Genomic DNA, 21,975 nt, shown 5'->3' with positions numbered 1-21,975 from the left:
TATTAATATAGTTATGGTTATCCTGTTTTGCCTCGACGACCAGGGCGCGCCCGTGAGGCTCGGAGAGGCGCACACCACCACCGTGAGGAGTCTCCAGTGCCGGAGTCCGCCACCCCCACCCGCGTCGTCGAGCTGCGCGCCGTGGGGGACGTCGCCGTGAACCGCGCCGAGCCGGACTCGGCGTTCGTTCTGGTGGCCGACGAGCTGCGCGCGGGCGACATCACCTACGGCAACTGCGAGTCGGTCTACTCCGAGCGTGGCGAGCCGAACCCCCTCTCACGCGGCATGGTTCGCGCGCACCCGCGCAACGCCGAGGCCTACCCGCGGGCGGGCTTCGACGTGATGTCGTTCGCCAACAACCACCATCTCGACGCCGGCGAGGAGGCCTTCTTCGACACGCTCGACGTCCTCGAGAAGCTCGGCGTCGCGAGCTGCGGCGCCGGAGCGAACCTCACCGAGTCCCGCAGGCCCGCGATCGTGGAGTCGAACGGCACCCGCATCGCGTTCCTCGCCTACTCGTCGATCCTCTGGCCTGGTTACGACGCCACGGCGGACAGCCCGGGCGCGGCCCCCCTGCGCGTCACCACGACCTACGAGCAGGCCGAGCCGGAGCAGCCCGGCTCCCCGGCCCACATCCACACCACCGTGTTCCCGGAGGACCTGGCGGCGATGGTGGCGGATGTGCGGGCCGCGAAGGAGATCGCAGACGTCGTCGTACTCACCCCGCACTGGGGCCTGCACTTCGTGCCCGCCACGATCGCGGAGTACGAAACCGAGGTCGCCTACGCCGCGATCGACGCGGGCGCCGACCTCGTCCTCGGCTGCCACCAGCACGTCGTCAAGCCGATCCAGCTGTACAAGGGCAGGGCGATCTTCCACGGTCTGGGCAACTTCGTCATCGACGTCCCGACTCCGCCGAACCTGAGCAGTCCTGGCATCCAGGAGATGAACGCGCTCTTCGACGGCTACGCCATCGGCAACGACCCGGACTACCCGACCTACCCGTTCCACCCGATCGCGCGGCGCACCGTGGTCGCCCGCGCGCGCATCGAGGACGGCCGGGTCACCGAGGTCGGCTACCTCCCCTGCTTGATCAACACGAAGGGGCAGCCCGCGCCGCTGCCCGCGGACGATCCCACCTCGGTGGAGATCGTCACACACGTCGCCGAGATCTCGGCAAAGGCGGGCTTCGAGGTCCCCACCCGGCGAGACGGGGACTGGGTCGTCGTCCCGCTCGAGGCGACGGTTCCGGCGGAGGTGACCACGACATGACGAGGGTGCACGCGAACCGCGCCGCCTGCGTCGGGTCCGGCATGTGCGTGTTCATCAGCGACAAGTACTTCACGCTCGGGGACGACCCGGCGGTCGTGGAGATCCTGCAGGAGTCCGTCGACGAGGCCGACCGCACGGTGGTCGAGGAGGCCGTCGACGCCTGCCCCGCGGGCGTCCTCTCACTCCATGAGGATTGACGTTCCGCGAACACTTGTGTTGCCGGACGCAAACTCTCATCATGGTAAACAGGCTCATGCCGCTGCCTGGGCAGTTCGGGCCGCTGATCACGACACCCGGTCGAAGGAGCCCGTATGGAGCAGAACGACTTCCGCCGCACGACCGTTCGTGTAGCCGAGGCCGAGCACGTCACTGCTGACGTGATGCGGCTCGTCCTCACTCCGGTCGACAGCGACAAACTCCCCGACTGGGAGGCCGGTGCGCACGTCGACCTCCACCTGCCGTCGGGGCTGTCCCGGCAGTACTCGCTGTGCGGCGACGCGACGGACACCACCAGCTACACCATCTGTGTGCTCCGCGAGCCGAACGGCCGCGGCGGCTCCGCCGAGATCCACGACACCATCAAGGCTGGCAGCGAGCTCGAGATCGTCGGCCCGCGCAACCACTTCGCCTTGCACCCCGCGCCCAGCTACCTCTTCCTCGCGGGTGGCATCGGCATCACACCCATCAAGGCGATGATCGACGAAGCTGAGCGCCAGGGCGCCGAGTGGTCGCTGCTCTACGGCGGCCGCACCGCCAGCTCCATGGTCTACGGCCCGGAACTCGGACAGCGTCACCCCGAGAGGGTGCAGCTCATCCCCCAGGACGTCGAGGGCCTGATCGACGTCGTCGTCGCCGTCGCCGAGCTCGCCGACGACACCCTCGTGTACTGCTGCGGCCCCGAAGGCCTGCTCGACGCCACGACGAAGGCGTGCGAGGCCGTCGGCATCTCCGATCGCCTCCACATCGAACGTTTCGCCGCCGGCGAGGCCCCGCCCCCGCCCGAAGACGGCGAGAAGCCCTTCGAAGTCGAACTCCGCCAGTCCAACATCACCCTCACCGTCGCCGCCGACCAAACCCTGCTCGAAGTCGTCCGCAGCGTCCGTCCCGACATCGACTTCTCCTGTCAGGAGGGCTACTGCGGCTCCTGCGAGAGCCGGGTCCTCGAAGGACAACCCGACCACCGCGGAACCATGATGACCCCTGAGGAACACGACGAGGACGGCACCATGCTCATCTGCGTCGGCCGCTCCTGCACACCCAAACTCGTGCTCGACCTCTGACAAGTCCGCTCGCTCCCAGGAGGCGCCCCATGCCCGGCTCATCGTTGACCGGCAGGAGATACGTCGTCACCGGTGCCGGCGGGGGGATCGGCCGCGCGACCGCGCTGGCGCTCACCCTGGAAGGGGCGTCGGTGCTGTGCACCGACGTCGTCGCGGAGGGCCTCAAGGAGACGGCCGAGGTCCTCGCAGCCAAGGCGCCGGACGACACGAAGGTGGTCTGCGAGGCCCTCGACTCGACGGACGGCGAGGCCGCGGCGGAGGTCGTCACCCGCGGCGCCCGAATGCTGCAAGGTCCGTTCGACGGCCTGGCCAACGTCGCGGGGGTGATGCTCGGCAAGCCGTTGGCCGAGACCGAGATGGCCGACGTCGACCAGATCTTCCGCGTCAACGTGGGCGCCGGGCTGATGATGACCCGTGCAGTGCTCCCCCACCTGGGACGCGGCGGTGTCGTCGTCAACATCAGCTCCAGCAGCGCGAACCAGGTCACTCCCGGCATGGGCCTCTACGGGTCCAGCAAGGCCGCGCTGGTGTACCTGACCCGCGCGCTCGCTCAGGAGCTCGCGCCGCGCGGCATTCGCGTCGTCGCCGTCGCACCGGGCGCGGTCGACACCGCCATGCCCCGCTCGCTGCTGCCCCCGGGTCCGGAGAGCGAGCAGATCCTCGCCGAGGCCGTGCGCGCCTCCCAGCTCATCGAACGGATCGCGCAGCCGGAGGAGATCGCCGAGTCGATCCGCTTCCTGCTGAGCGACGGTGCCGCCTACATCACCGGATCGACTCTGTGGGTGGACGGAGGAGCTGGTGCCGCCCACTAGCCACGGCGTACACCCGACACTGTCGACACGATGGGATCAGCCATGACGCAGAGCACCGCCTGGGACCGCGACACGTTTGTCCACCTCACCGGATACCGGGAGGTGGAGGAAGTCTTTCGCCGCAGCCGCGACTTCGTGATCAGCGGCACCAAGGCGGGGTCGGACGAGTTCGTCCACGGCACCCTCGTCGCCCTCGACGGCCGCGAGCACATGGGCCGCCGCCGCGCCTTGATGAAGATGATCAGCTCCGACCAGCCGTGGGGCGCCGAGGGCACGCTGATCGACGACATCTTCGCCCGTTACCTCGCCGAGGTCGTCGCGGCCGTCGAGCCGAGGGACGGGCATGTTCGCTTCGACCTCATTCCGGTCGGCCGCCGGATCATCTGGCGGCTCACTGCGGCCTTCGTCGGCCTCGACAACATCGACGACCCGGCGCAGGTCGAGCGCTTCATGGGACTCGTCGAGCCCGTGCTCGAAGGCCTCACGCTCGAGTACCAGCCGGAGGAGCGACACGAGGCGATCCTGGTCGCCGCCCGCAAGAACCGGGCGCTGATCCGCGAGGAGATGTTCGACCCCAGCCTTGCCCGCCGTCAGGTGCTCGTCGAGAAGGTGAGACGGGGCGAGGCGAAGGCCGAGGATCTTCCCGGCGACCTCATCACCAGCATGCTCTCGCAGAGCGACGAGCCGGACCTCGAGCTCATCTTCCGCGAGATGATCGCCCTGCTGGCTGCCGCGGTGAACAACCCCGTCTCACAGATGGCGTGGGCGCTGGACGACGCGACGCCGTGGCTGGACGAGCACCCCGAGTACCGAGCGAAGGTGACCGACAAGGAGTTCCTCGGCCGCATGGTCAAGGAGACCATGCGCCTGCACCGGTCCTCACGCCCGCACGTCGTGCGCATCGCGGTGAAGGACACCGTTCTCGAGTCCAGCGGCCGCGAGGTGCCGCAGGGGACCTGGGTGTCCCTGTGGCTGCAGGCCGCCAACCGGGACACCACGATCTTCGGCGACGACGCGGACGAGTTCGACCCGTTCCGTCAGCCGCTGGACCCCTCGGTGCAGCCCTTCGGCATCGGTCTGGGCAGCGGCGCGCACGTCTGCCTCGGCCGCCCGCTGCTGTTGTGGGACCAGGGGGACGAGGACGCCCAGGGACTGCTGGTGAAGCTCCTGCGCTTCCTGCTCACCGCCGGCGTCCGGCCGGATCCGGATGGTGAGCAGCACGAGGGCGGCCCGGAGGGCGGCCGTCGCCACGACCGTTACGACGTGGTCATGCCGGTTGCCGCCCGTAACCCCTAAGCCTGTGCATAGTTAGTGCTAGAGTGAGGTGCGCTCAGGAGCGCTCCGCAGGTCGGCGCGCCCCTGTTCTCTCTTCATCGTTGCAAGAGTAAAGGGAATCGAGATCCGATGACGGCTCGACCGGTGAAGCTGCTGTTCGGCGGTCAGTACGACCGCGTGCTCTCCCTCCCGGCAGCCGGCCGCGAGGTCGGGCTCGAGATCGCCCTCCAGTACCTGGACGGACCCAAGGCGGCGTTCGAGGCCCTGTCGCACGACTCGGCCGCCGACGGCGGGGAGATGTCGTTCTCCTTCTACATGACCCGCCGCTCGCAGCTCAAAGACCGCAGCGACCTCGTCGCGCTCCCGGTCTGGATCTCACGATCCTTCCGACAAGGCAACGTCTGGGTGGCCGAGGACTCCGACCTGCACACCGTGTCGGACCTGGCGGGCACGCGTGTCGGGTTGGCCGAGTACGGCATGACCCAGGCCGTCTGGCTTCGCGGGACCTTCGAGGACGAGGCCGGGCTCAAGGCCTCGGACATCCGCTGGTTCACCGGCCGGGACCCCGCGTCGCTGAGCAAGGACATGGTCCGGCTGCCCGAGGGCGTCGAGATCACCAAGGCGGACCGCTCGCGGCCCCTGCTCTCGCAGCTGCCCACCGGCGACCTCGACGCGGTGATCACCTCGGCGGGCCTGGTCCCGCGGCCGCCCGGCATACGCAGGTTGTTCACCGACCACGTGGCCGTCGAGAAGGACTACTACCAGCGCACCGGGATCTTCCCGATCATGCACGTCTTCGTCCTGCGGCGGGAGTTCGTCGAGTCCCGCCCGGAGGACGTCGCGCTGCTGTACACGGCGCTGCAGAAGGCCAAGCAGACCGCGGTGGAGAAGCTGCTGCAGCCTGCCGTCTCGTACGTCACGTTGCCGTGGACGGCCGCCGCAGCCGAGGAGCAGATCGCGATGTTCGGCGGCGACCCCTGGCCCTACGGCGTCGAGGCCAACCTCCCCACGCTCACCGCACTCCGGCGCTACATGAGCTCCCAGGGCCTGCTCTGGGACGACCTCCCAATCGACGACTACTTCGCACGCATCTGACAACGACTCACCGGGGCGGCCCACCACCGGCCCGGCGTGACACGGAACGAGGACCGGCCATGCCCGACTTCACCGAGACCACCCCGAGGTTGGCACACCGCCTCGGCTACGTGGTCCTGCAGGTGGACGACCTCCAGGTCGCCACCGACATGTTCGTCCACGAGGTCCAGCTCCAGGTCAACGAGAAGACCGACGAGGCCGTCTACCTCGGCAGCGGCAACGACCACCACTGGGTCGTGCTCCGCTCCGACGAGGGCGTGCCCCGCGGCCTGCGGACCATCGGTTTCGAGCTCGACGGGTCCGTGTCGTTCGAGCAGGCCGAGGCCGTGCTCGACGAGGCCGGCATCCCCCACGAACGCAGCACCGACCCGGTCGCGAAAGACCGCGTCGGAGAGCTGCTGCGCCTGGCCGACCCTGACGGCACCACCATCGAGCTGTTCCGCGGCATGCTGTCCGCTCCGTGGCCGAACGCGCCGAGATGGGTCCAGCTGGAGCGCATCCTGCATACCGCCATCGCGGTCGGCGACTTCAAGAAGTCACTGCACTTCTACACCGCAGTCCTCGGCCTGCGGGAGTCGGACTGGATCGAGGAGACCTCCGTGTTCCTCCACGCCACCGACCGCTATCACCACTCCCTGGTCCTGCAACAGCGCCCCGGCCCGCCCCGCGTCGACCACCTCTGCTTCCAGACCGAGACCTTCGACGACGTCATGCGCGCCCGCGCCATCATCCAACGATCGGGCTTCGAACTGCGAGACGACCTGCTCAAGCACGCACCGTCCGGATCCATCGGCTTCTACTTCCACGGGCTGCCCGAAGGCCTGGGCATCGAGTTCTGCCACGGCCACGCCATCGTCGAGCCCGACCACAAGCCCGGCCGCTTCGCGCGCGTCCTGCAGGCCAAGGACGTCTGGCAGCCCCCGGCCGACTACTGAGGACGGCCCCAGATCTCGAACTGAGCAGGAACTGATGAGTGACACCGCCTCCGGGCCCCTCACGGGGCTGCGCATCCTTGACCTCACCGGCACCATGTCGGGCCCGTACTGCACGCTCCTGCTGGCGCAGCTAGGTGCCACGGTCGACAAGGTGGAGCCCCCCGCGGGCGACATCACGCGCTCGCTGATGCGCGGCCGCAACGAAGGCATGACGCCGATCTTCCTGGGCTTGAACGTCGGCAAGCGCAGTGTGCTGCTGAACCTCAAGGACGCGGAGGACCGGAAGCGGTTCACCGACCTCCTCCCCCGTTACGACGCCGTCGTGCACAACATGCGGCCCGCTGCCGCGGGCCGCATCGGGCTCACCGAGGAGGGCCTGACCGCGGCCGGGTCCTCCGCGCTGCTCTGCGAGATCGTGGGCTACGGGCCAGGCCCCTACGAGGACCGCCCTGCCTACGACGACACCACCCAGTCGATCTCCGGCATGGCATGGGTGCAGGGTCGCGGCGAGCAGCCGGAGTACGTCCGCGCCGCCGTCGCGGACAAGACCGCCGGCCTGTACGCCGCGGTGGCGATCTGCGCCGCGCTACTCGGCCGCACGAACGGGCAGAAGACCCGCGCGGTCCGCATCCCGATGTTCGAGACGATGGTCGCCTACACCATGGTGGAGCAGCTGGGCGGCTTGACCTTCGACCCGCCGGAGGGGCCGCCACTGTATCCCCGCACCATGTCGCCGTCGCGGCGGCCCTACCCCACTGCCGACGGCTACATCGGCGTGATGCTGTACACGGACAGGCACTGGATCTCGTTCCTGAAGTGGCTGGGGCGAGACGATCTCGCCGCCGACCCGATGTACACCACCGTCTCCGGACGGTCGCTGCGCATCGACGAGGTCTACGACTTCCTCACCGAGCAGCTCAAGGCCCGGACCACCGACGAGTGGCTCGAGATCATGGAGGAGCTGGACGTCCCGGCCAGCCGGGTGCACTCGTTCCACGACCTGCTCGAGGACCCGCACCTGCAGAAGTCGGGCAGCATCGTGATCGAGGACCACCCGACCGAGGGCCGGGTCCGCCGCGTGCGCGCTCCGTTCCTGTTCGACGGGCACACACTTCCCGACCCCTCCCCGGCCCCCACCCTCGGCCAGCACACGGACGATGTGCTCGGCGAGTCCTGAGGTGCCGGAGCAGGACCCTCTGGCCGGTCGACACATCCTGGTCACCGGCGGAACGCGCGGCATCGGACGGGCCATCGTGGACGGCGCCGTCAGGCGTGGGGCCCGCGTGTCGTTCCTCGGCCGGGACGCCACTGCAGTGGTCGAGGTTGAGAAGCTGCTGATCGACGCCGGGCAGGTCGCCGGGGTCGCGGCGGACGTGGTCGACGAGGCCGCGGTGCGCGCGGCCGTCGCAGCCCTCGAGGCGCGGCTCGGCCCGGTGGACGTGCTGGTCAACAACGCCGGCCTGAACACGTCGCAGGGCCCGCTGCACGATTGCGACCTCGGCGGGTGGTGGCGAGACGTCAGCGTGAACGTCCTGGGTGTGGCCGTCTGCTCGGCCGCCGTCCTACCTTCGATGATCGCCCGCGGCCGCGGGCGCATCATCTCGATGGTCTCCGGCACCGCGGGGCGCGCGACCCCGTACAACAGCGCCTATGCGAGCGCCAAGGCCGCGGTCGTCCGGCTGTCGGACTCGCTGGCGGCGGAGGTCGGCGAGCACGGGATCGCGGTCTTCGCGTTGCGCCCGGGCACGATCGCCACCGACATGGTGGCCCGGTTCAGCGCCTCGCCTGCGACCCAGAGATACATGGGGGACGAGGTCGCAGCGATGCAGGCGAGAACGCCGGAACGGGCCGTCGAGGCCACGCTTTTCCTGGCCGGGGGCCGCGGGGACGCGCTCACCGGGCTCTGGATCGACGCGGACGAGGACCTCGAGGGGCTGGCCGCGCGGGCGGACGAGTTGCGCGCCAACGGGCTCTACCAGCTCCGACGTCGTCGAACGTGACGGTGGATCCCCGGTAGGGCATCGTGAACGGCCTCGTCGAGGGCACTGGCGGCTCGCTCCCGGGGAAGGTCTTCGTCGAGGAGTTCCGGTGAGCGTGAGGTGTAGGTCCACCACATCGCGGCCTCGCGCAGGATGGTGTTGGCCGCGTCGCGGAAGCGGACTTGCGCGACCGGCCAGAGGGCGGGTGACCGAAGCCCCAGCCTTGCCTCGGCGTCGCGGGGCCACACCTTGATTTCGCTCCGCGGTCAGCTGCGGCAGTCGCAAGCGGTCCACCCGCTCCGCGGGGCACCGGGGCACAGATGCGGCTCCGCCGCGCACTACCGCTGCCCGGTGTCCGGGGTCGCGGGAACCCGGTCCTTGCGGCAGTCCAGCAGGGGCTGGATCCGCTCGCCGAAGTCGCCGAGCCCCCGGATGAAATCGTCGAAGACCAGCATGATCCCCGAGATCCCCTCCACTGCGGCCAGCTGGTCGAGCATCCCGGCTACGTTCTCGTAGGAGCCGATCAGAGCGCCCAGGCCCTGGTTGACCGCCTTCGTCGCGGCGGCCCGGTTCATCAGGTCCACCGAGGACCCGTTCGCCACCTTGTGGATCTGATCGAGGGAGGACTGCGAGGTCAGCCAGGTCAGGGCTTCGACGTCGACGCCCTCCTCGTAGTGCCGCCAGCGCGCCCACGCCTCGTCGTCCGTCTCCGCGGCGATGACCATCACGAGCGCGTAGGCACCGACGTCGCGACCGCTTCGCTCCGCGGCGGACCGCAACGCGGCGACCTGGCCCGCCGGGGACATCGGATCGTTGCGCCCGGTGCTCGCGATGAAGTTGAAGTCGCAGTGCTCGGCACAGAACCGGATGCCGCGCTCGCTCTGGCCCGCGCCGACGACGGGAACAGCCGCGCTGGGTCGGGGAAGCAACCGGCAGTCGTCGTAGGAGTAGAAGTCGCCCCGGAAGGACGACACCCCCCTCTCGAAGAGCTCCCTGAGGATGCTCACGTACTCACCTGCGTGGTCGTAGCGCCGCCGGTAGTGGTCGTCACCGGGCCACAGGCCCATCTGCTCGTACTCGGCCGCCTGCCACCCCGTCACGATGTTGATCCCGAAACGGCCGGGCGCCACCGAGTCGATCGTCGTGGCCAGCCGAGCCGTGACCGCCGGGGGGATCGCGAGGATCGGGGCCGAGGCGTAGAGCCTGATGCGGTCCGTCACCGCCGCGAGGGCGGCGTTGAGGGCGAACGACTCCAGCGAGTGGTCCCAGTACTTCGTCGGGCCTCCGTATCCGCGGTACTTCACCATGGAGAGGGCGAAGTCGAGCCGATGCCGCTCGGCGAGCTGAACGATCTCGCGGTTCAGCTCATAGGTCGGCAAGTACTGCGGCGCTGTCTCCGACACCAGCCAGCCGTTGTTGGCAACGGGCAGGAAGACACCGAGATCCATCTCGTCTCACCTTTCAGCAAGAAGTGTGCCGGAGGTCAGGTCCTCGACGGACGGGACTGCAGTTCGCTCAGGTACGCGAGTGCCTCCGCCAGCGCGACGACATCGGCGTAGCGGTCAGCCAGGTCCCACAGGGCGGCCTCCCGCGAGAAGGTGCGGGGATCGTAGGTGCACTCTTCGACGAGCACGGCGCGGTAGCCGAGGGCCGCGGCGTCGACCGCTGTCGCCCGCACGCACCCGCTGGTCGAGGTACCCGCCAGCAGGACGGTGTCGACGCCCAGCTCCGAGAGATGCTCGTGGACATCGGTTCCGAAGAACGCGGACGCGTGCGGCTTGACGATCAGGCGTTCACCCGCCAGGGGTGCAATCCGATCGTCGACCGCCACCAGCGGGGAATCCCCCACGAACCCGTTCAGGTCCTGGGTGGCCTGCCAGCGGGGGCTGGCCGACTCTAGCGAGTCCCATCCCTGGGCCGTGTAGATGACCGGGATGGCCCGGTCCCGGGCAACCTCGATCAACCTTCTCGTCGCGGCCAGGGCCGGTTCGACGCGCGCGCCGGAAGGCTCGGTGAACGCGACCTGGTAGTCGATGACCACGACGACCGGTCGCTCGCCGAACCCGAAGCGGTCCCGTTCCGCGCGGGCGCGGCGCAGCCGGATCACCTCCTCGTTGAAGTCGACGTCGTCGGCCGCTTCACCCGGCCCGTAGAGGCTCTTCGCCTCGTTCGCCACCCTGCACCTCCTTCTCGATCACCGGAACCTTCGTCAGCCACGACTATCCCGCGTTCTCACCCCGGCACAGTGCCCCCCGCCGGCGACCGCCAACGTCGTCCGGGTGCCGACCGACACGTGGTCGCCGAGCGGGAGGAGATCGCCGCAGCGATCTCGTCGGGATCCGCCATCCGTCCGATCAGTTGGCTGCGCCCGACCGCCGCGGCGAGCGCCCCCTCCGCGTCAACACCCGCAGCATCGCGCTGCGTGGCTGCGCCGTGTCGACCGGGCGCGGGGCGATGTCGCAGAACCGGATCCCGCTCCGTCGGCTCGCTGGACAGCGCCCTGGCGAGGTAGGTGTTGGCGGCCTTGCTGGCAGGCCCAGGACATCCTTGGTCCCGGTCGTGCTACTCCCTTGGGGAGACGCCCGTCTGCTCGAACGCGGCCCCTGCCAGCCGGTGACGGTGGTGATCCCGAACCGCCGGGGCCGGGTCAGCCGAGGGGATGAAGACGCCGAGCACCGCGGGAAGTGGTCCTCCCGAGCGGGTCAGGGACCGATGACGCGGCTGGCGTGCAACGTGTCCTGGTACTCCTTGACCTGCACGATCGCGCCGTCCCGCACCACGAACAGGAAGTGGTACTGGTTCTGGTACGGCACGCCGGACTTCGTCGGTGCCGTTGTCTCGGTCTCGACGGCGACCCGCTCGCCCTGGGCCGTGATGCCCAGGACGGCGATCTTCAGCGGGCCCGCCAGCGCCGGAACGATCTTCTCGGCGGTCACCGCCATGACGCCGTCGCGGTCGTAGGTGCCGCCGACCGACCATTCGCGGCCGGCGATCCAGAACTCCGCGTCGTCGGCCATCCGGCCGAACGCGGACTCGAACTCGCCGGCGTTCACGTCGGCGAAGAAGCCCTCGACGATCTCGGTGGGGTTCTGCGTCATCGCACTGCCTTTCGGTGGGGGAGCCGTCAGCCCGCGGAGCGCAGGCCGGCCTGCACGGCCAGCGGGATCACCGCGTCGCGGAACCTCGCGATGCCCGTCTCGTAGTCCGGCCAGATCATGCTCATGCCGTCGACGCCGAGGTCCGCCAGCTGCTGCATCTTCTTGACGATCTGTTCCGGCGTGCCGAACAGCTGATAGGAGTGCTGCATCGCCATCATGCGCTCGAGCATGGCGGGGTCGAGCTTGAAATCCAGCGTCTTCCCACCACCGCCCATCAGCATGGTCATCTGGTTGGTGACGGCCTCGACGTCGCCGTGCTCGCGGACGATGTGGTTGTACTGGCGGGAGACGTCGTCCTCGGTGTCGCCGCAGATCACGCCGACCTGGGTCCACACCTCGACGGTCCGCCCGCGCTCGGCGGCGGCGTCCTTGATCCGCGCGACCAGCGGCTGCAGGGTCTCCGGCGAGTCCGCCACCGCGAAGCAGATGTCCGCGTACTCCGCCGCGAACGCGACACCGGCCGGGCTAGACCCGGCGCTCATGATCGGCACTCGAGGGCGCTGGATCGGCTTCGGGTCGCTCAGCGCGCCCTTCGACCGGAAGTACGTGCCGTCGAAGTCGAACTCCTCGGTCTCGACCCAGAGCTTCTCCAGGAACCGGATCCACTCCCCCGCCACGGTGTAGCGCTCGTCGTGCGGGATGAGGTCGACGCCGAACATGTCCAGCTCACGCTGGTTCCAGCCGGCCACCACGTTGAGGCAGAAGCGGCCGCCCGAGATGTGGTCGAGCGTCGCGACCTCCTTGGCGAGCCGGACCGGGTGGATCAGCGGGACGTGCGCGGTGGCGAACACCGCGATCCGCTCGGTCAGGGCGCTGATCGCCGCGGCCCACGGGATCGCCTCGTACTGCTCGTCGTTGAACTTCGACGGGCCACCGTAGCCGCGCCAGCGCGCGATCGGGATGAACGCGTCGAAGCCGGCCCGGTCGGCGAGCTGCGCGATCCGGACCTGCTGGCTCCACTCGAGCGGGTTGATCCCGCCCTCGGCGGTCGACGGCGTGGCGCCGCCGGTGCAGTTCATGTGAAAGACCCCGAGCTTGAGCCGGTCGGGACCGGTGAAGATCGGCGAGGAGAGGCTGGCTGCGTCGGTCACGGTTATGCCTCCGGACGGTGTCGGGTGAGGTGGAGGACGGTCACGAGGAGGGGCGCCAAGTGGCGGCGTAGAGGTCGAGCAGGTTCGTGGGGATCGTCGGGATGCCGGTGCCCCCGGGGACGTTCTCCGGGGTGAGCAGGGCCAGCGGGTAGCCACCGATGTCGGCCTGCGGCTGCCCTGTCGTGGCGATGCGGATGGCTGCGTCGGTGATCTCGTAGCCCTGGGTCAGCGAAGACTGGTCGACCCACCAGGCGTTGGTGCGGTTGCGCAGCGCGGCGTAGCTCGCCTCGTCCGGGACCTCACCGAAGATCCGGACGTCCTCCAGACCCGCCGTCTTCACGGCCTGAGCCAGGCCGTTCGCGATGTTGCCGATCTCGGTGTAGGCGTACTTGATCGACGGGTCGGACTCGAGTTGGGCGACCATCTGGGCGGCCACTCTCGGGGTCCCGAGGTCCTGCGGCTGCAGCGCGGTGATCTTGACCGTGCAGTCCGGGCACTTCTCGCTGATCGCGGTCCGGAACGCGTCATCGGTGACCTTGAGGATCGGGTAGTCCATCGTGAACAGCGCGACCTTGGCGTTGCACCCGGAGTCCGACAGGACCTTGTTCGCGTGGATCCGCCCGATCAGCTGGGCCGTGTCGGTCCCGTTGACGGTCGCGGCGAGGCCGGTAGGGCCGGTTGGGTGGTCGGTGACGGACGCGAGGATGACGCCGATGCCGGCCTCCTTGGCCGCGTCGATCTGCTTCTGGATGGCCGCAGCCGGGAAGCCGGAGAGCCCGATGTAGTCCGGCTTGGCCTCGATCGCCGTCTGGAACTTGGCCTGCAGGTCCGGGACAGTGGAGTCGTAGATGTAGGTCTGCGAGGTCCACCCCACCTTCGCCACCGCGGCGGCGACGGCCTCGGACACGGTCTTGTCCGCGGGGTAGCCCTGCGCGAGATAGGCGATCTTCTTTCCGGGCGGTACCGGCACGGTGACGTTCGCGTAGCGCGCGGGTGGGGAGGCGGGCAGCGTGGTGGGCAGCGTGTTCCAGTGCGTGAGGAACTGGTTGGCAGCGTCGACGCAGGCCGCACGGTCGGCGTCGGAGGTGGCGGGCGCTGCCGCATCGCCCGCGGACGAGCCACCGCAGCCGGCGAGCACGAGCAGGGCGGCCGCCGCCACGGAGGCGGCGGACCAGCGGGTGAGACGGGAACGGGACATGCTCGCGACCTCTTCCTTGAGGTGAGACGAACGCGATCGGCAGAGCTACTCGGACAACCCGTCACTTCAGTGATGTGTACCATAATCATAGTATTGACCGAGGTCAATGGCCCCGCCACCCAAACGGCGACGCCGCGCCGCGGACCCCGAGGGCTTCGTGGCGCGACGTCCCTGGCCCGCTACCGGGAGCAGGATCAGCCCAGCATGTCGGGCTGCTTCATTCCCGGTGCGACACCCGGGTAGTACTTCTCCAGACCCTTGCGCTGGGCCGAGGCGTTGCACGCCTCGAAGAAGATCCCGAGACTGCTCGAGAAGAACGCCGCCCGCGAGTCGTCGGTGACGGGGCCACCGGCGTGGAACCACCCGCACTGTTCGAGCCGCTGCTGCTCGGTCACGACGTTGTCGGTCCAGTACCCCATGTGGTGGAAGACCGTGCCCTTGGCGGGCTCGTTCGGGGTGCCCGGGACCGACTCGAACAGCTCCAGCGCGCACGGCCCGGCCGTTGCGAACACGAGCCGGGTCTTGAGCGTGAAGGGCTTGCCGCCCGCGTGGGCGTTCTCCCCCTCGAACTCCTTGATCGGGTTCCAGTCGAGGTTCAGCGCCTGGCCGAACTTCTCCATCCCCTCCTCGAGGTTCGGGACCGCGAAGGCGATGTGCCAGATCATCAGTTCCCCTTCTTCGGGTAGAACGGCTCGAGGCCGACGCGCGGGACCAGCGCACTGGTGGCCTCGAGCAGGATGTCGTACGGCCCCTCGGTCACCAGGATCCGGCGCAGGTCCATATCCGGGTCGTTGCGGAACATCACGCAGCCGTAGCCCAGGTTGGCGAGGCGCTCTTCCTCGGCGAAGAGGTCCTCGTCCCAGTACCCGAGGTGGTGGAACGCCGTCTCGCCGCGGCGGACATTCGGGGTGCCCGGGTCCTGCTCGATCAGCTCGAGCGACAGCGGGAGGTCTGTGGAGAAGCAGACCCGGGAGTTCAGGGTCCAGCTCTTGCCCTCCGGGCCGTCGAGCGTAGCGCCGCGGATGTCGTGGATCGGCGCCCAGGTCAGGCCCAGCCCCGCGGAGAGCTCCGACATGGCCTTCTCGAGGTCGTCCACGATGAAGCCCGCGTGCCAGATGATCCGGGGCGACTTTTCCGGTGAGGTCATGAGTCGTCTCGCCCTTCCTGTGAGGAGATGTCAGACAGCGGGACGGACGATCCGGTCGACGCCCGGGAAGTTCATGGACTTGACCTCGAGGAACTCCTCGATGCCCAGCACACCGAACTCCCGGCCGTTGCCCGACTGGCGGTACCCGCCGAACGGCGCGCGGACGTTGATCCGGCCGCCGTTGACGCCGACCATGCCCACGCGCAGCTTCGACGCGACCTTGGTCGACTGCTCGTCGTCCGGCCCGAAGACCGCTCCGACCAGGCCGTACTCGCTGTCGTTGGCGATGGCGACGGCCTCCTCCTCGGTGTCGTACGGGAGGATGCAGAGCACGGGCCCGAAGACCTCGGTCTGCGCAATCGTCATCGAGGTCTCGACGTCCGAGAAGACCGTCGGCGCCACGAAGTAGCCCTTGTCCGGCGCCGCGGCTCCAGGCCCACCGACGACGACCCGCGCCCCCTCGGCCGCCCCGGCTTCGACCAGCCTCAGCACGCGGCTGCGCTGGGTCTCGGACACGAGCGGGCCCAGGGTGGTGGCCTCGTCGAGCGGGTCGCCCAGGACCTGCTCGTTCACGTAGTCGACCAGCGCCTTCTCGGCCGTCGCCAGCTCCTCGCGCGGCACGATCAGCCGCGAGAGCGCCGCGCAGACCTGCCCGGAGTTGGTGAAGCAGCGCGCCGCGGCCGCGGCGGCAGCCTTCGCGACGTCCCCGCCGCGCAGGACCACGGCAGGGCCCTTGCCGCCCAGCTCCAGCGCGACCTTCTTGACCGTCTGCGCCGCCACCGCGCCGATGTGCCGCCCGACGGCGGTGGAGCCGGTGAACGAGATGCCGTCGACCTTCGAGTGCCCGATCAAGGCCTCCCCGACGGTCTCCCCCACCCCGGTGACGACGTTGTACACGCCCGCGGGCAGGCCCGCCTCGGCGAAGACGCCCGCCAAGGCGTAGGCGCTCAGCGGTGCGACCTCGGACGGCTTGTGCACGACCGCGCAGCCGGCGAGCAGCGCCGCGCCGACCTTCGCGATGGTCTGGTGCAGCGGGACGTTCCACGGGGTGATCGCGACGACGACGCCGAGCGGCTCGCGCACGACCAGCGTGGAGTCGACCTGCTCGACCCACGGCAGCGCCTCGGCCGCGTCGCACAGCGAGGTCAGTACCTCGATCGGGCGGCCGACCTGCACCGCCTTCGACATGGCCAGCGGCATGCCGACCTCTTCGGTGATGGTGCGGGCGAGGTCGTCCGCCCGCTCCTTCAGCAGCTCCGCGGCGCGCCGGAGCACGGCGACCCGCTCGGCCATCGGGGTGGTCGACCAGCCCTCGAAGGCCTCGGCCGCGGCAGCCACCGCGGCGTCGGCGTCCTCCTTGGTGCCCCGCGCGACCCGCGCCAGTACCTCCGTGGTGGTCGGGTTCTCGACCGGGAGGGTCTCCGACGAGGTCGAGGGGACCCAGGCCCCGCCGATGAACTGCTGCCCGGCTCGGTCGACCGGGCTCATGCGCCCCTGCCCGACTCATCGACGTCCGGGACGGTCACGGTGAACTGGCAGACGACCGCGCTCTCGACGATGTCCTTCATGACCGAGCGGACGACATCGTGTGCGGGGTGTGCGCTGTAGGCCTTCCAGCCCTCGGCGTCGTCGAAGTCCGCGACGAGGCCGTAGTCGTAGCCGTTCGGCCGAACACCGAGGTCCGGGCCGTGGCTGATCGCCCGCACGGTCGGGGCCTGCGCACCGAGGTCGTCATGGACCTCCTTGATGCGCTTGGCCGTGACGTCGTCGACCGGCGCCTTGTACTTCTGGAGCGCGACGTGGCGGAAGATCTCGGCCATCAGGCACCCAGCCCCGGATCGACGGTGCTGTCGATCCCGTTGAGGAAGTCGACCTGCACCTTGTTGTACTCCTCAGGCTGCTCGAACTGGGGCCAGTGCGCCGCATCCTTGATCAGGTGGAACCTCACGTCCGGGATGTGCGAGAAGCCCTCGCGCGCGTCCTGCCACGAGTGGATCGGGTTGTGGTCGCTCCAGATCACCAGCGACGGCGCCTTGATACCGGCGAGGCGCTCCGGGGTCAGCCAGTACTTCTTGGCCTCCTCCGGGTCGAAGAGCTGGCTGAACAGCTTGGTCAGCGAGTTCTGGATGCCGGGGCGCTTGTAGATGGCCTGGCGGATGTGGATGAACTCCTCGGGCACCTGGGTCGGGTCCGCGAACAGCCACCCCATCCGGGACTTCACGGCCTCGTACTCGCCGGTGCGCAGCGAGGCGGTGGTACGGGCCAGCAGGTCCTTGACGTCGCCCTGGTGGCGGTCGCCGGTCGCGGGCAGCCCGCCGGAGGTGTTGAGGATGAGCTTGTTCACCCGGTCCGGGTAGCGGATGGCCATCCAGCCCGAGACGCGACCGCCGAAGCTCTCGCCGCAGAAGTCCGCCTTGTCGATGCCTGCGGCGTCGAGGAAGCGGACGACGTGATCGATGATGTCGTCGGTCGTGTAGCCGAGGTTCTCGGGTGCGTCGGTGAAGCCGTGCCCGAGCATGTCGATCGCGTACGACCGGCGGTAGGGGGCGTGCGGGCCCAGATTGCGCACCCAGGTCTCCGCGTGCCCGCCGCCGCCGTGCAGGAAGACGATGGCCGGCCCCTCGCCCGCCTCGATGCTGCGGGTGCGGACGCCGCTGACGTCGTAGAACTTCTGCTCGAAGGGCTGGTCGAGCAGGTCGAGCCAAACTGTGTCGCGTGGTGCCATAACGAGTTCCTTCCGTTGCCGCGGGCCGGCGTCGGCCCGTGGATCGAGCGCAGACGTCAGCGACGGGGGTGGAGCAGGGAACGGGCGATCAGCAAGCGGTGGATCTCGTTCGTGCCCTCCACGAGTTGGAAGACCTTGGCATCCCGGTAGGCGCGGCCGACCCGGAACTCCGGGGACACACCGTAGGCCCCATGGATCTGCACCGCCTCGGTCGCGACACGCTGGGCGACGTCGGCGGCATACATCTTGGCCATGCTCGCCTCGGTGCGGGCTCGCGAGCCGCCGTCCATCGCCCGAGCGCAGTCCCGCACGAGCAGTCGGGCCGCATGAATCTCGACGGCCATCTGTGCAAGCTTGGCCTGCGTCATCTGGTGGTCGGCAATCGCGGTGCCGCCGATGACCCGCTCCTGCGCGTAGCGCACGCAGTCGTCCAGGCAGCCCTGCGCGAGGCCGACCGCGCGGGAGGCGACCGAGAGCCGGCCCCGCTCCACAGCGCCCATCGCGATCCGGTACCCGTCCCCCTCCGTGCCCAGCAAGGCCTCCGGACCGAGCCGCACCTCATTCAGCGACACCTCGCCGCTGCACAGGGGACGGAAACCCAGCTTGTTCTTGAAGGGAGCGGTGGTGAGGCCCGGGGTGTCGATCGGGATGACGAAGGCACTCACGCCCTTCCGGCCGAGCGACCGGTCCGAGGTGGCGAAGGTGATGACGAAGCTCGCGATGTCGATGTTGGTGATCCAGGTCTTCGCCCCGTTGATCACGAAACCCTCGCCGTCGCGGCGGTAGGTCGTCTCCATCGCGGCGACGTTGCTTCCGGACTGCGGCTCGGTGACTCCGGCCGCGCCGAAGATCTCACCCGCCGCCAACGGCGCCAGCCAGGTCTTCTGCTGCTCCGGGGTGCCGTAGGCGAGCAGCCCCGACCCGACCAGAGCCGACGGCATGCTCATCAGCACGCCCAGACAGTGGTCGACCGTGGACATCGCCTCGATGATCGCCGCGTAGGTCACGTGGTCGAGGCCCGCACCGCCCAGGTCCTCCGGCACCGTCCCGCCGAACAGCCCCAGATCGCGCATCTGCTCGAGGAGGTCCTTCGGAAGGTGCTCGGCGGCGTCGTACTCGGCCACTCGAGGTGCCACGACGTCCTGGGCGAAGCTCGTGACCATGGCTACGAGGTCCGCCGTCTCGGTGGCAGACAGCATCTGGACTCCTTCTGGGCTTCATCGGCCATCGACACCCACCGGAATGGGATCGAATATCTGCGCATACTAACTACGGTTGGGGGCACGGGCAATGGCCCGCCCAACTCTCCCCGACCTCTACACAGCCGCCCTACACAGCCCTCCTGTGATGCTTGCGCCAACCACTCCGTTGCGCTACGGTCGCTCCATCGTTCAGTAGTACTGAACGTCAGAGACACTGAACCTCAGCACTCAGGACGGTCCGGCGCAGCGGCCGGGCCCCAGGACGGGAGATTCCAATGAAGGCGGTTCCCATCACCGACAGCCTCGGCGTCGAGTTGCAGGATCTGGACATGTCGAAGCCGTTCGACGACGACGAGGTCGAGGTGCTGCGGGAGGCGTTCGACCGGGGCGGTGTGGTGCTGGTGCGTGGGCAGAAGCTGCGCGACGAGGACCAGGACCGGTTCGTGAAGACCTTGGGCAACCTGCACACCTTCCGCTGGGGCACGCAGGTGGAGTACCTGTCGAACGTGATCAAGGACAACCCGTCGCTGGCCGGGTCGCGGCGGCTGTTGTTCCACAACGACGGTGCGTACCGGGAGAAGGTGGCCTCCGGTACCTGTCTCTACGCCCAGGACGTCTCGCCGACCTCGCCGCCGACCGCGTTCGCCAACACCGTGCGCGCCTACAAGAACCTGCCGCAGGAGATCAAGGACGAGATCGAGAACCTGCACGCCTGCAACGCCTTCGACATGTACGAGACCGAGGCCGAGCAGAAGCGGGTGCGCCTGGCGGACTACCCCGAGGGTGCCGACCTGTCCGGCATCCAGTCCTACGAGCACCCGTTGGTGATCACCGTGCCGCACACCGGTGAGAAGGCGCTGTTCGTCAACGAGTTCAACACCAGCCACATCGTGGAGTACGGCGTGGACTCGCAGCGCGGCGAGGAGCTCATCCAGACCCTGTTCTCCTACGCCTACGCCGAGGACAACATCTACACCCACCACTACGCCAACGACGACCTGGTGCTGTTCAACAACTGGGCCGTCCAGCACGCCCGCACCGGCCAGATCGACCACAACCCGCGCACCCTGCGCCGGCTGGTCCTCGAATCCCTCAACTGGTGACCACGGCCCGCCGGGCCCGTCCGGGAGGCACGTCGTCGATGTTCCTCCCGGGCGAGCCGGCATCGTGGGATCCCATGAGCGACTCGGACGACCTGCCCGCCCTCGCCGCCGCGGTGCGAGAGGCGGCGGGCATGGTCATTCGGCGGGTCCGCTACGAGAGCGGGAGTCCGCTCACGTGGTCACAGAGCGCGCTGCTGAGCGAGCTGTTCCGGCGGGGCAGGGCGACTGCGAGTGAGCTCGCGGACGACCAGGGCCTTCGGGTGCAGACCGTGTGGGCCAGCCTTGAGACCATGGAGCAGCGCGGACTCGTCGTCCGGGAACGGGACGCCAGCGATCGCAGGCGCGTCCGAGCCTGCCTCACGGGGCTCGGTCATCAGGAGTTGGTCGAGGACCGCAGGACGCGGGACCAGTGGATCGTCACCGTCCTCGCGGAGGAATTCACGGCCGAGGAGCGCCAGACGCTGGCGGACGCGCTCACCCTGCTCGTCCGATTGGCCGACTCGAGCCTGGCGAACCGGCCACTACCCGCGAGCTAGAGCCCCCCGCTCCCCGGCCTGAACGCCCGGTCCCCTCTCGGGGCCGGGCGTTCGCCCCTTGCGCGAAAGAATATAGCAATAATGAGATGTGGTTCATCGGGTTCTGCAACTCCGTTGAGCTACACCGAAGGTCGGTTACTCGATCCCGCCCTGCGCCCGATCACGGCCAAGGGACCTCGGTTGAGGCGGACGAGGAGATCACCGAACGCGCGGCATCCGCACCGAGCTCGGCTGAAGCCGCGGCACCCGCCCCGGAGAGCGGGGCGGGTGCTGGGTTGTGGAGCCGGACGGGCCCCGGAGTTCGCACGGAGCCCACCCGACGAACCGGGCGTCAGTCCGCGGTGGACTCCGAGACGCTCCGCCACTTCTCGTCCGACTCGGCCTGGACGGCGGCGCCGGCGGCGGCGTACTGCACCGCGTCCTTGCCGATCAGCAGCCGGACCGGGGCGTCCGGCCGGTTGGCCAGGTCCCGTATGACCTTCGCGACCCGCGGGGTCTTCGACGGCTCACCGCCCGACGCGGCGCGGAGCATCTTCGCGAACTCCCCGACGGTCTGCTCGTAGGGCTCACTGATCGGCGGGATCGTCATCGAGGACCCGGCCCAGTCGGTGGCCATGCCGCCCGGCTCCAGCACCGTGACCTGCACCCCGAACGGAGCAACCTCCTGTGCCAGCCCCACGGAGAACCCGCCGACGGCCCACTTGGCGGCCTGGTAGGCGGTCAGGCCAACCGAGCCGATCCGCCCACCGATCGAGGACACCTGGAAGATGTGCCCGGAGCCCTGCCGCCGCATGATCGGGGTGACGGCCTTGCTCACGTACACCACTCCGTAGAAGTTGGTGTCGATCTGCGCACGGAAGTCCTCCAGGGACACGTCCTCCACCGACGCCAGGTCGCCGTAGCCGGCGTTGTTCACCACCACGTCCAGCCGGCCGAAATGCTCGACCGCCTTCGCGACGGTCGCCTCGACGGCCGCCGCGTCCGTCACGTCCAGGGCGAGCGGGTACAGCGCGTCGCCGTACTTCTCCCCCAGGTCCTTCAACTGCTCGGGTCGCCGGGCCGTGGCGACCACCTGGTCACCGGCCTCCAGCGCGCCCTCGACGATCGCCCGTCCCAGCCCTCGCGAGCTGCCGGTCACGAACCACACCTTCGCCATCACGCACTCCC

At 69.2% G+C, this 21,975-nt stretch carries 23 protein-coding genes; 11 read left to right on the top strand and 12 right to left on the bottom strand.

All coding sequences use genetic code 11. The features are described 5' to 3' along the window. Nucleotides 1–96 precede the first annotated feature (96 nt). From LWC35_RS11630 to LWC35_RS11590, 9 genes are all read left to right on the top strand, one after another. Nucleotides 97–1,272 carry a CapA family protein gene (locus LWC35_RS11630; RefSeq protein ID WP_232870074.1) on the top strand — a complete coding sequence of 392 codons (1,176 nt, stop codon included), beginning with the start codon at nt 97–99 and terminating at the stop codon, nt 1,270–1,272. After that, nucleotides 1,269–1,469: a ferredoxin gene (locus tag LWC35_RS11625; RefSeq protein WP_232870073.1), complete on the top strand. Its 201-nt coding sequence runs from the start codon at nt 1,269–1,271 to the stop codon at nt 1,467–1,469. Before LWC35_RS11630 ends, LWC35_RS11625 begins: the two co-directional genes overlap by 4 nt. 114 nt (nt 1,470–1,583) lie before the next feature. Next, nucleotides 1,584–2,552 (top strand): PDR/VanB family oxidoreductase, encoded by a 969-nt coding sequence (locus LWC35_RS11620; protein ID WP_232870072.1) that lies wholly within the window; start codon nt 1,584–1,586, stop codon nt 2,550–2,552. 29 nt (nt 2,553–2,581) lie between these two features. Continuing rightward, nucleotides 2,582–3,364 (top strand): SDR family NAD(P)-dependent oxidoreductase, encoded by a 783-nt coding sequence (locus tag LWC35_RS11615; protein ID WP_232870071.1) that lies wholly within the window; start codon nt 2,582–2,584, stop codon nt 3,362–3,364. 42 nt (nt 3,365–3,406) lie between these two features. Next, nucleotides 3,407–4,660, top strand: coding sequence for a cytochrome P450 (locus tag LWC35_RS11610; RefSeq protein ID WP_232870070.1), 1,254 nt, complete (start codon nt 3,407–3,409; stop codon nt 4,658–4,660). Nucleotides 4,661–4,768: 108 nt separating this feature from the next. Further along, a complete protein-coding gene (locus LWC35_RS11605; RefSeq protein WP_232870069.1) occupies nt 4,769–5,734 on the top strand; it encodes a substrate-binding domain-containing protein in 966 nt (321 codons plus the stop codon). A 59-nt stretch (nt 5,735–5,793) separates the two neighbouring features. Then, on the top strand, nt 5,794–6,669 hold the full coding sequence (locus tag LWC35_RS11600) for a VOC family protein (RefSeq protein ID WP_232870068.1): 876 nt from the start codon (nt 5,794–5,796) through the stop codon (nt 6,667–6,669). Between the two features lie 34 nt (nt 6,670–6,703). Continuing rightward, complete coding sequence (locus LWC35_RS11595; protein WP_232870067.1) at nt 6,704–7,846, top strand: CaiB/BaiF CoA transferase family protein; 1,143 nt, start codon at nt 6,704–6,706, stop codon at nt 7,844–7,846. Then, a complete protein-coding gene (locus LWC35_RS11590) occupies nt 7,827–8,669 on the top strand; it encodes an SDR family NAD(P)-dependent oxidoreductase (RefSeq protein ID WP_232870066.1) in 843 nt (280 codons plus the stop codon). The genes LWC35_RS11595 and LWC35_RS11590 overlap by 20 nt, the downstream gene beginning before the upstream one ends. A 317-nt stretch (nt 8,670–8,986) precedes the next feature. On the opposite strand, the gene rutA is transcribed toward LWC35_RS11590, so the two are convergent. From rutA to LWC35_RS11535, 11 genes are all read right to left on the bottom strand, one after another. Continuing rightward, nucleotides 8,987–10,096: a pyrimidine utilization protein A gene (gene rutA, locus LWC35_RS11585; RefSeq protein WP_232870065.1), complete on the bottom strand. Its 1,110-nt coding sequence runs from the start codon at nt 10,094–10,096 to the stop codon at nt 8,987–8,989. A gap of 35 nt (nt 10,097–10,131) precedes the next feature. Continuing rightward, the gene (locus tag LWC35_RS11580; RefSeq protein ID WP_232870064.1) at nt 10,132–10,824 is read right to left on the bottom strand and encodes an isochorismatase family protein; all 693 of its coding nucleotides are present in this window, start codon (nt 10,822–10,824) and stop codon (nt 10,132–10,134) included. 526 nt (nt 10,825–11,350) lie between these two features. Continuing rightward, complete coding sequence (locus LWC35_RS11575) at nt 11,351–11,746, bottom strand: nuclear transport factor 2 family protein (protein ID WP_232870063.1); 396 nt, start codon at nt 11,744–11,746, stop codon at nt 11,351–11,353. Between the two features lie 26 nt (nt 11,747–11,772). Further along, complete coding sequence (locus tag LWC35_RS11570) at nt 11,773–12,897, bottom strand: LLM class flavin-dependent oxidoreductase (RefSeq protein ID WP_232870062.1); 1,125 nt, start codon at nt 12,895–12,897, stop codon at nt 11,773–11,775. A gap of 40 nt (nt 12,898–12,937) precedes the next feature. Continuing rightward, nucleotides 12,938–14,095: a substrate-binding domain-containing protein gene (locus LWC35_RS11565; RefSeq protein WP_232870061.1), complete on the bottom strand. Its 1,158-nt coding sequence runs from the start codon at nt 14,093–14,095 to the stop codon at nt 12,938–12,940. Between the two features lie 194 nt (nt 14,096–14,289). After that, nucleotides 14,290–14,760 carry a VOC family protein gene (locus LWC35_RS11560; RefSeq protein WP_232870060.1) on the bottom strand — a complete coding sequence of 157 codons (471 nt, stop codon included), beginning with the start codon at nt 14,758–14,760 and terminating at the stop codon, nt 14,290–14,292. After that, nucleotides 14,760–15,242, bottom strand: coding sequence for a VOC family protein (locus LWC35_RS11555; RefSeq protein ID WP_232870059.1), 483 nt, complete (start codon nt 15,240–15,242; stop codon nt 14,760–14,762). The genes LWC35_RS11560 and LWC35_RS11555 overlap by 1 nt, the downstream gene beginning before the upstream one ends. Before the next feature lie 30 nt (nt 15,243–15,272). Continuing rightward, nucleotides 15,273–16,730, bottom strand: coding sequence for an aldehyde dehydrogenase family protein (locus tag LWC35_RS11550; RefSeq protein ID WP_232870058.1), 1,458 nt, complete (start codon nt 16,728–16,730; stop codon nt 15,273–15,275). Then, entirely contained in the window at nt 16,727–17,062 is a 336-nt protein-coding gene (locus tag LWC35_RS11545) for a Dabb family protein (protein ID WP_232870057.1), read from the bottom strand. The genes LWC35_RS11550 and LWC35_RS11545 overlap by 4 nt, the downstream gene beginning before the upstream one ends. After that, the gene (locus LWC35_RS11540) at nt 17,062–17,967 is read right to left on the bottom strand and encodes an alpha/beta fold hydrolase (RefSeq protein WP_232870056.1); all 906 of its coding nucleotides are present in this window, start codon (nt 17,965–17,967) and stop codon (nt 17,062–17,064) included. The genes LWC35_RS11545 and LWC35_RS11540 overlap by 1 nt, the downstream gene beginning before the upstream one ends. 56 nt (nt 17,968–18,023) lie before the next feature. Continuing rightward, a complete protein-coding gene (locus LWC35_RS11535) occupies nt 18,024–19,166 on the bottom strand; it encodes an acyl-CoA dehydrogenase family protein (protein WP_232870055.1) in 1,143 nt (380 codons plus the stop codon). 278 nt (nt 19,167–19,444) lie between these two features. Between LWC35_RS11535 and LWC35_RS11530 the strand changes: the two genes are divergently transcribed. Together LWC35_RS11530 and LWC35_RS11525 are read left to right on the top strand one after the other, a co-directional pair. Continuing rightward, complete coding sequence (locus LWC35_RS11530) at nt 19,445–20,272, top strand: TauD/TfdA dioxygenase family protein (RefSeq protein WP_232870054.1); 828 nt, start codon at nt 19,445–19,447, stop codon at nt 20,270–20,272. Between the two features lie 74 nt (nt 20,273–20,346). Further along, a complete protein-coding gene (locus LWC35_RS11525) occupies nt 20,347–20,808 on the top strand; it encodes a MarR family winged helix-turn-helix transcriptional regulator (protein ID WP_232870053.1) in 462 nt (153 codons plus the stop codon). Nucleotides 20,809–21,139: 331 nt separating this feature from the next. Here LWC35_RS11525 and LWC35_RS11520 read toward each other — a convergent pair whose 3' ends face one another. After that, nucleotides 21,140–21,964: an SDR family NAD(P)-dependent oxidoreductase gene (locus LWC35_RS11520; protein WP_232870052.1), complete on the bottom strand. Its 825-nt coding sequence runs from the start codon at nt 21,962–21,964 to the stop codon at nt 21,140–21,142. Between the last annotated feature and the right edge of the window lie 11 nt (nt 21,965–21,975).

This window comes from Pseudonocardia kujensis (assembly GCF_021283305.1).
Taxonomy (GTDB): domain Bacteria; phylum Actinomycetota; class Actinomycetes; order Mycobacteriales; family Pseudonocardiaceae; genus Pseudonocardia; species Pseudonocardia kujensis.
The sequence above is the reverse complement of the archived record's forward strand: the minus strand, read 5'-3'. Positions and strand labels throughout refer to the sequence as shown.

Bases quoted from the DNA above. Each gene is read 5' to 3' on its own strand.
- rutA (WP_232870065.1), bottom strand. From the start codon at position 10,096: ATGGATCTCGGTGTCTTCCTGCCCGTTGCCAACAACGGCTGGCTGGTG.
- LWC35_RS11595 (WP_232870067.1), top strand. From the start codon at position 6,704: ATGAGTGACACCGCCTCCGGGCCCCTCACGGGGCTGCGCATCCTTGAC.
- LWC35_RS11525 (WP_232870053.1), top strand. From the start codon at position 20,347: ATGAGCGACTCGGACGACCTGCCCGCCCTCGCCGCCGCGGTGCGAGAG.
- LWC35_RS11545 (WP_232870057.1), bottom strand. From the start codon at position 17,062: ATGGCCGAGATCTTCCGCCACGTCGCGCTCCAGAAGTACAAGGCGCCG.
- LWC35_RS11555 (WP_232870059.1), bottom strand. From the start codon at position 15,242: ATGACCTCACCGGAAAAGTCGCCCCGGATCATCTGGCACGCGGGCTTC.
- LWC35_RS11550 (WP_232870058.1), bottom strand. From the start codon at position 16,730: ATGAGCCCGGTCGACCGAGCCGGGCAGCAGTTCATCGGCGGGGCCTGG.
- LWC35_RS11560 (WP_232870060.1), bottom strand. From the start codon at position 14,760: ATGATCTGGCACATCGCCTTCGCGGTCCCGAACCTCGAGGAGGGGATG.
- LWC35_RS11530 (WP_232870054.1), top strand. From the start codon at position 19,445: ATGAAGGCGGTTCCCATCACCGACAGCCTCGGCGTCGAGTTGCAGGAT.
- LWC35_RS11535 (WP_232870055.1), bottom strand. From the start codon at position 19,166: ATGCTGTCTGCCACCGAGACGGCGGACCTCGTAGCCATGGTCACGAGC.
- LWC35_RS11605 (WP_232870069.1), top strand. From the start codon at position 4,769: ATGACGGCTCGACCGGTGAAGCTGCTGTTCGGCGGTCAGTACGACCGC.
- LWC35_RS11590 (WP_232870066.1), top strand. From the start codon at position 7,827: ATGTGCTCGGCGAGTCCTGAGGTGCCGGAGCAGGACCCTCTGGCCGGT.
- LWC35_RS11575 (WP_232870063.1), bottom strand. From the start codon at position 11,746: ATGACGCAGAACCCCACCGAGATCGTCGAGGGCTTCTTCGCCGACGTG.
- LWC35_RS11620 (WP_232870072.1), top strand. From the start codon at position 1,584: ATGGAGCAGAACGACTTCCGCCGCACGACCGTTCGTGTAGCCGAGGCC.
- LWC35_RS11615 (WP_232870071.1), top strand. From the start codon at position 2,582: ATGCCCGGCTCATCGTTGACCGGCAGGAGATACGTCGTCACCGGTGCC.
- LWC35_RS11540 (WP_232870056.1), bottom strand. From the start codon at position 17,967: ATGGCACCACGCGACACAGTTTGGCTCGACCTGCTCGACCAGCCCTTC.
- LWC35_RS11565 (WP_232870061.1), bottom strand. From the start codon at position 14,095: ATGTCCCGTTCCCGTCTCACCCGCTGGTCCGCCGCCTCCGTGGCGGCG.
- LWC35_RS11520 (WP_232870052.1), bottom strand. From the start codon at position 21,964: ATGGCGAAGGTGTGGTTCGTGACCGGCAGCTCGCGAGGGCTGGGACGG.
- LWC35_RS11625 (WP_232870073.1), top strand. From the start codon at position 1,269: ATGACGAGGGTGCACGCGAACCGCGCCGCCTGCGTCGGGTCCGGCATG.
- LWC35_RS11600 (WP_232870068.1), top strand. From the start codon at position 5,794: ATGCCCGACTTCACCGAGACCACCCCGAGGTTGGCACACCGCCTCGGC.
- LWC35_RS11610 (WP_232870070.1), top strand. From the start codon at position 3,407: ATGACGCAGAGCACCGCCTGGGACCGCGACACGTTTGTCCACCTCACC.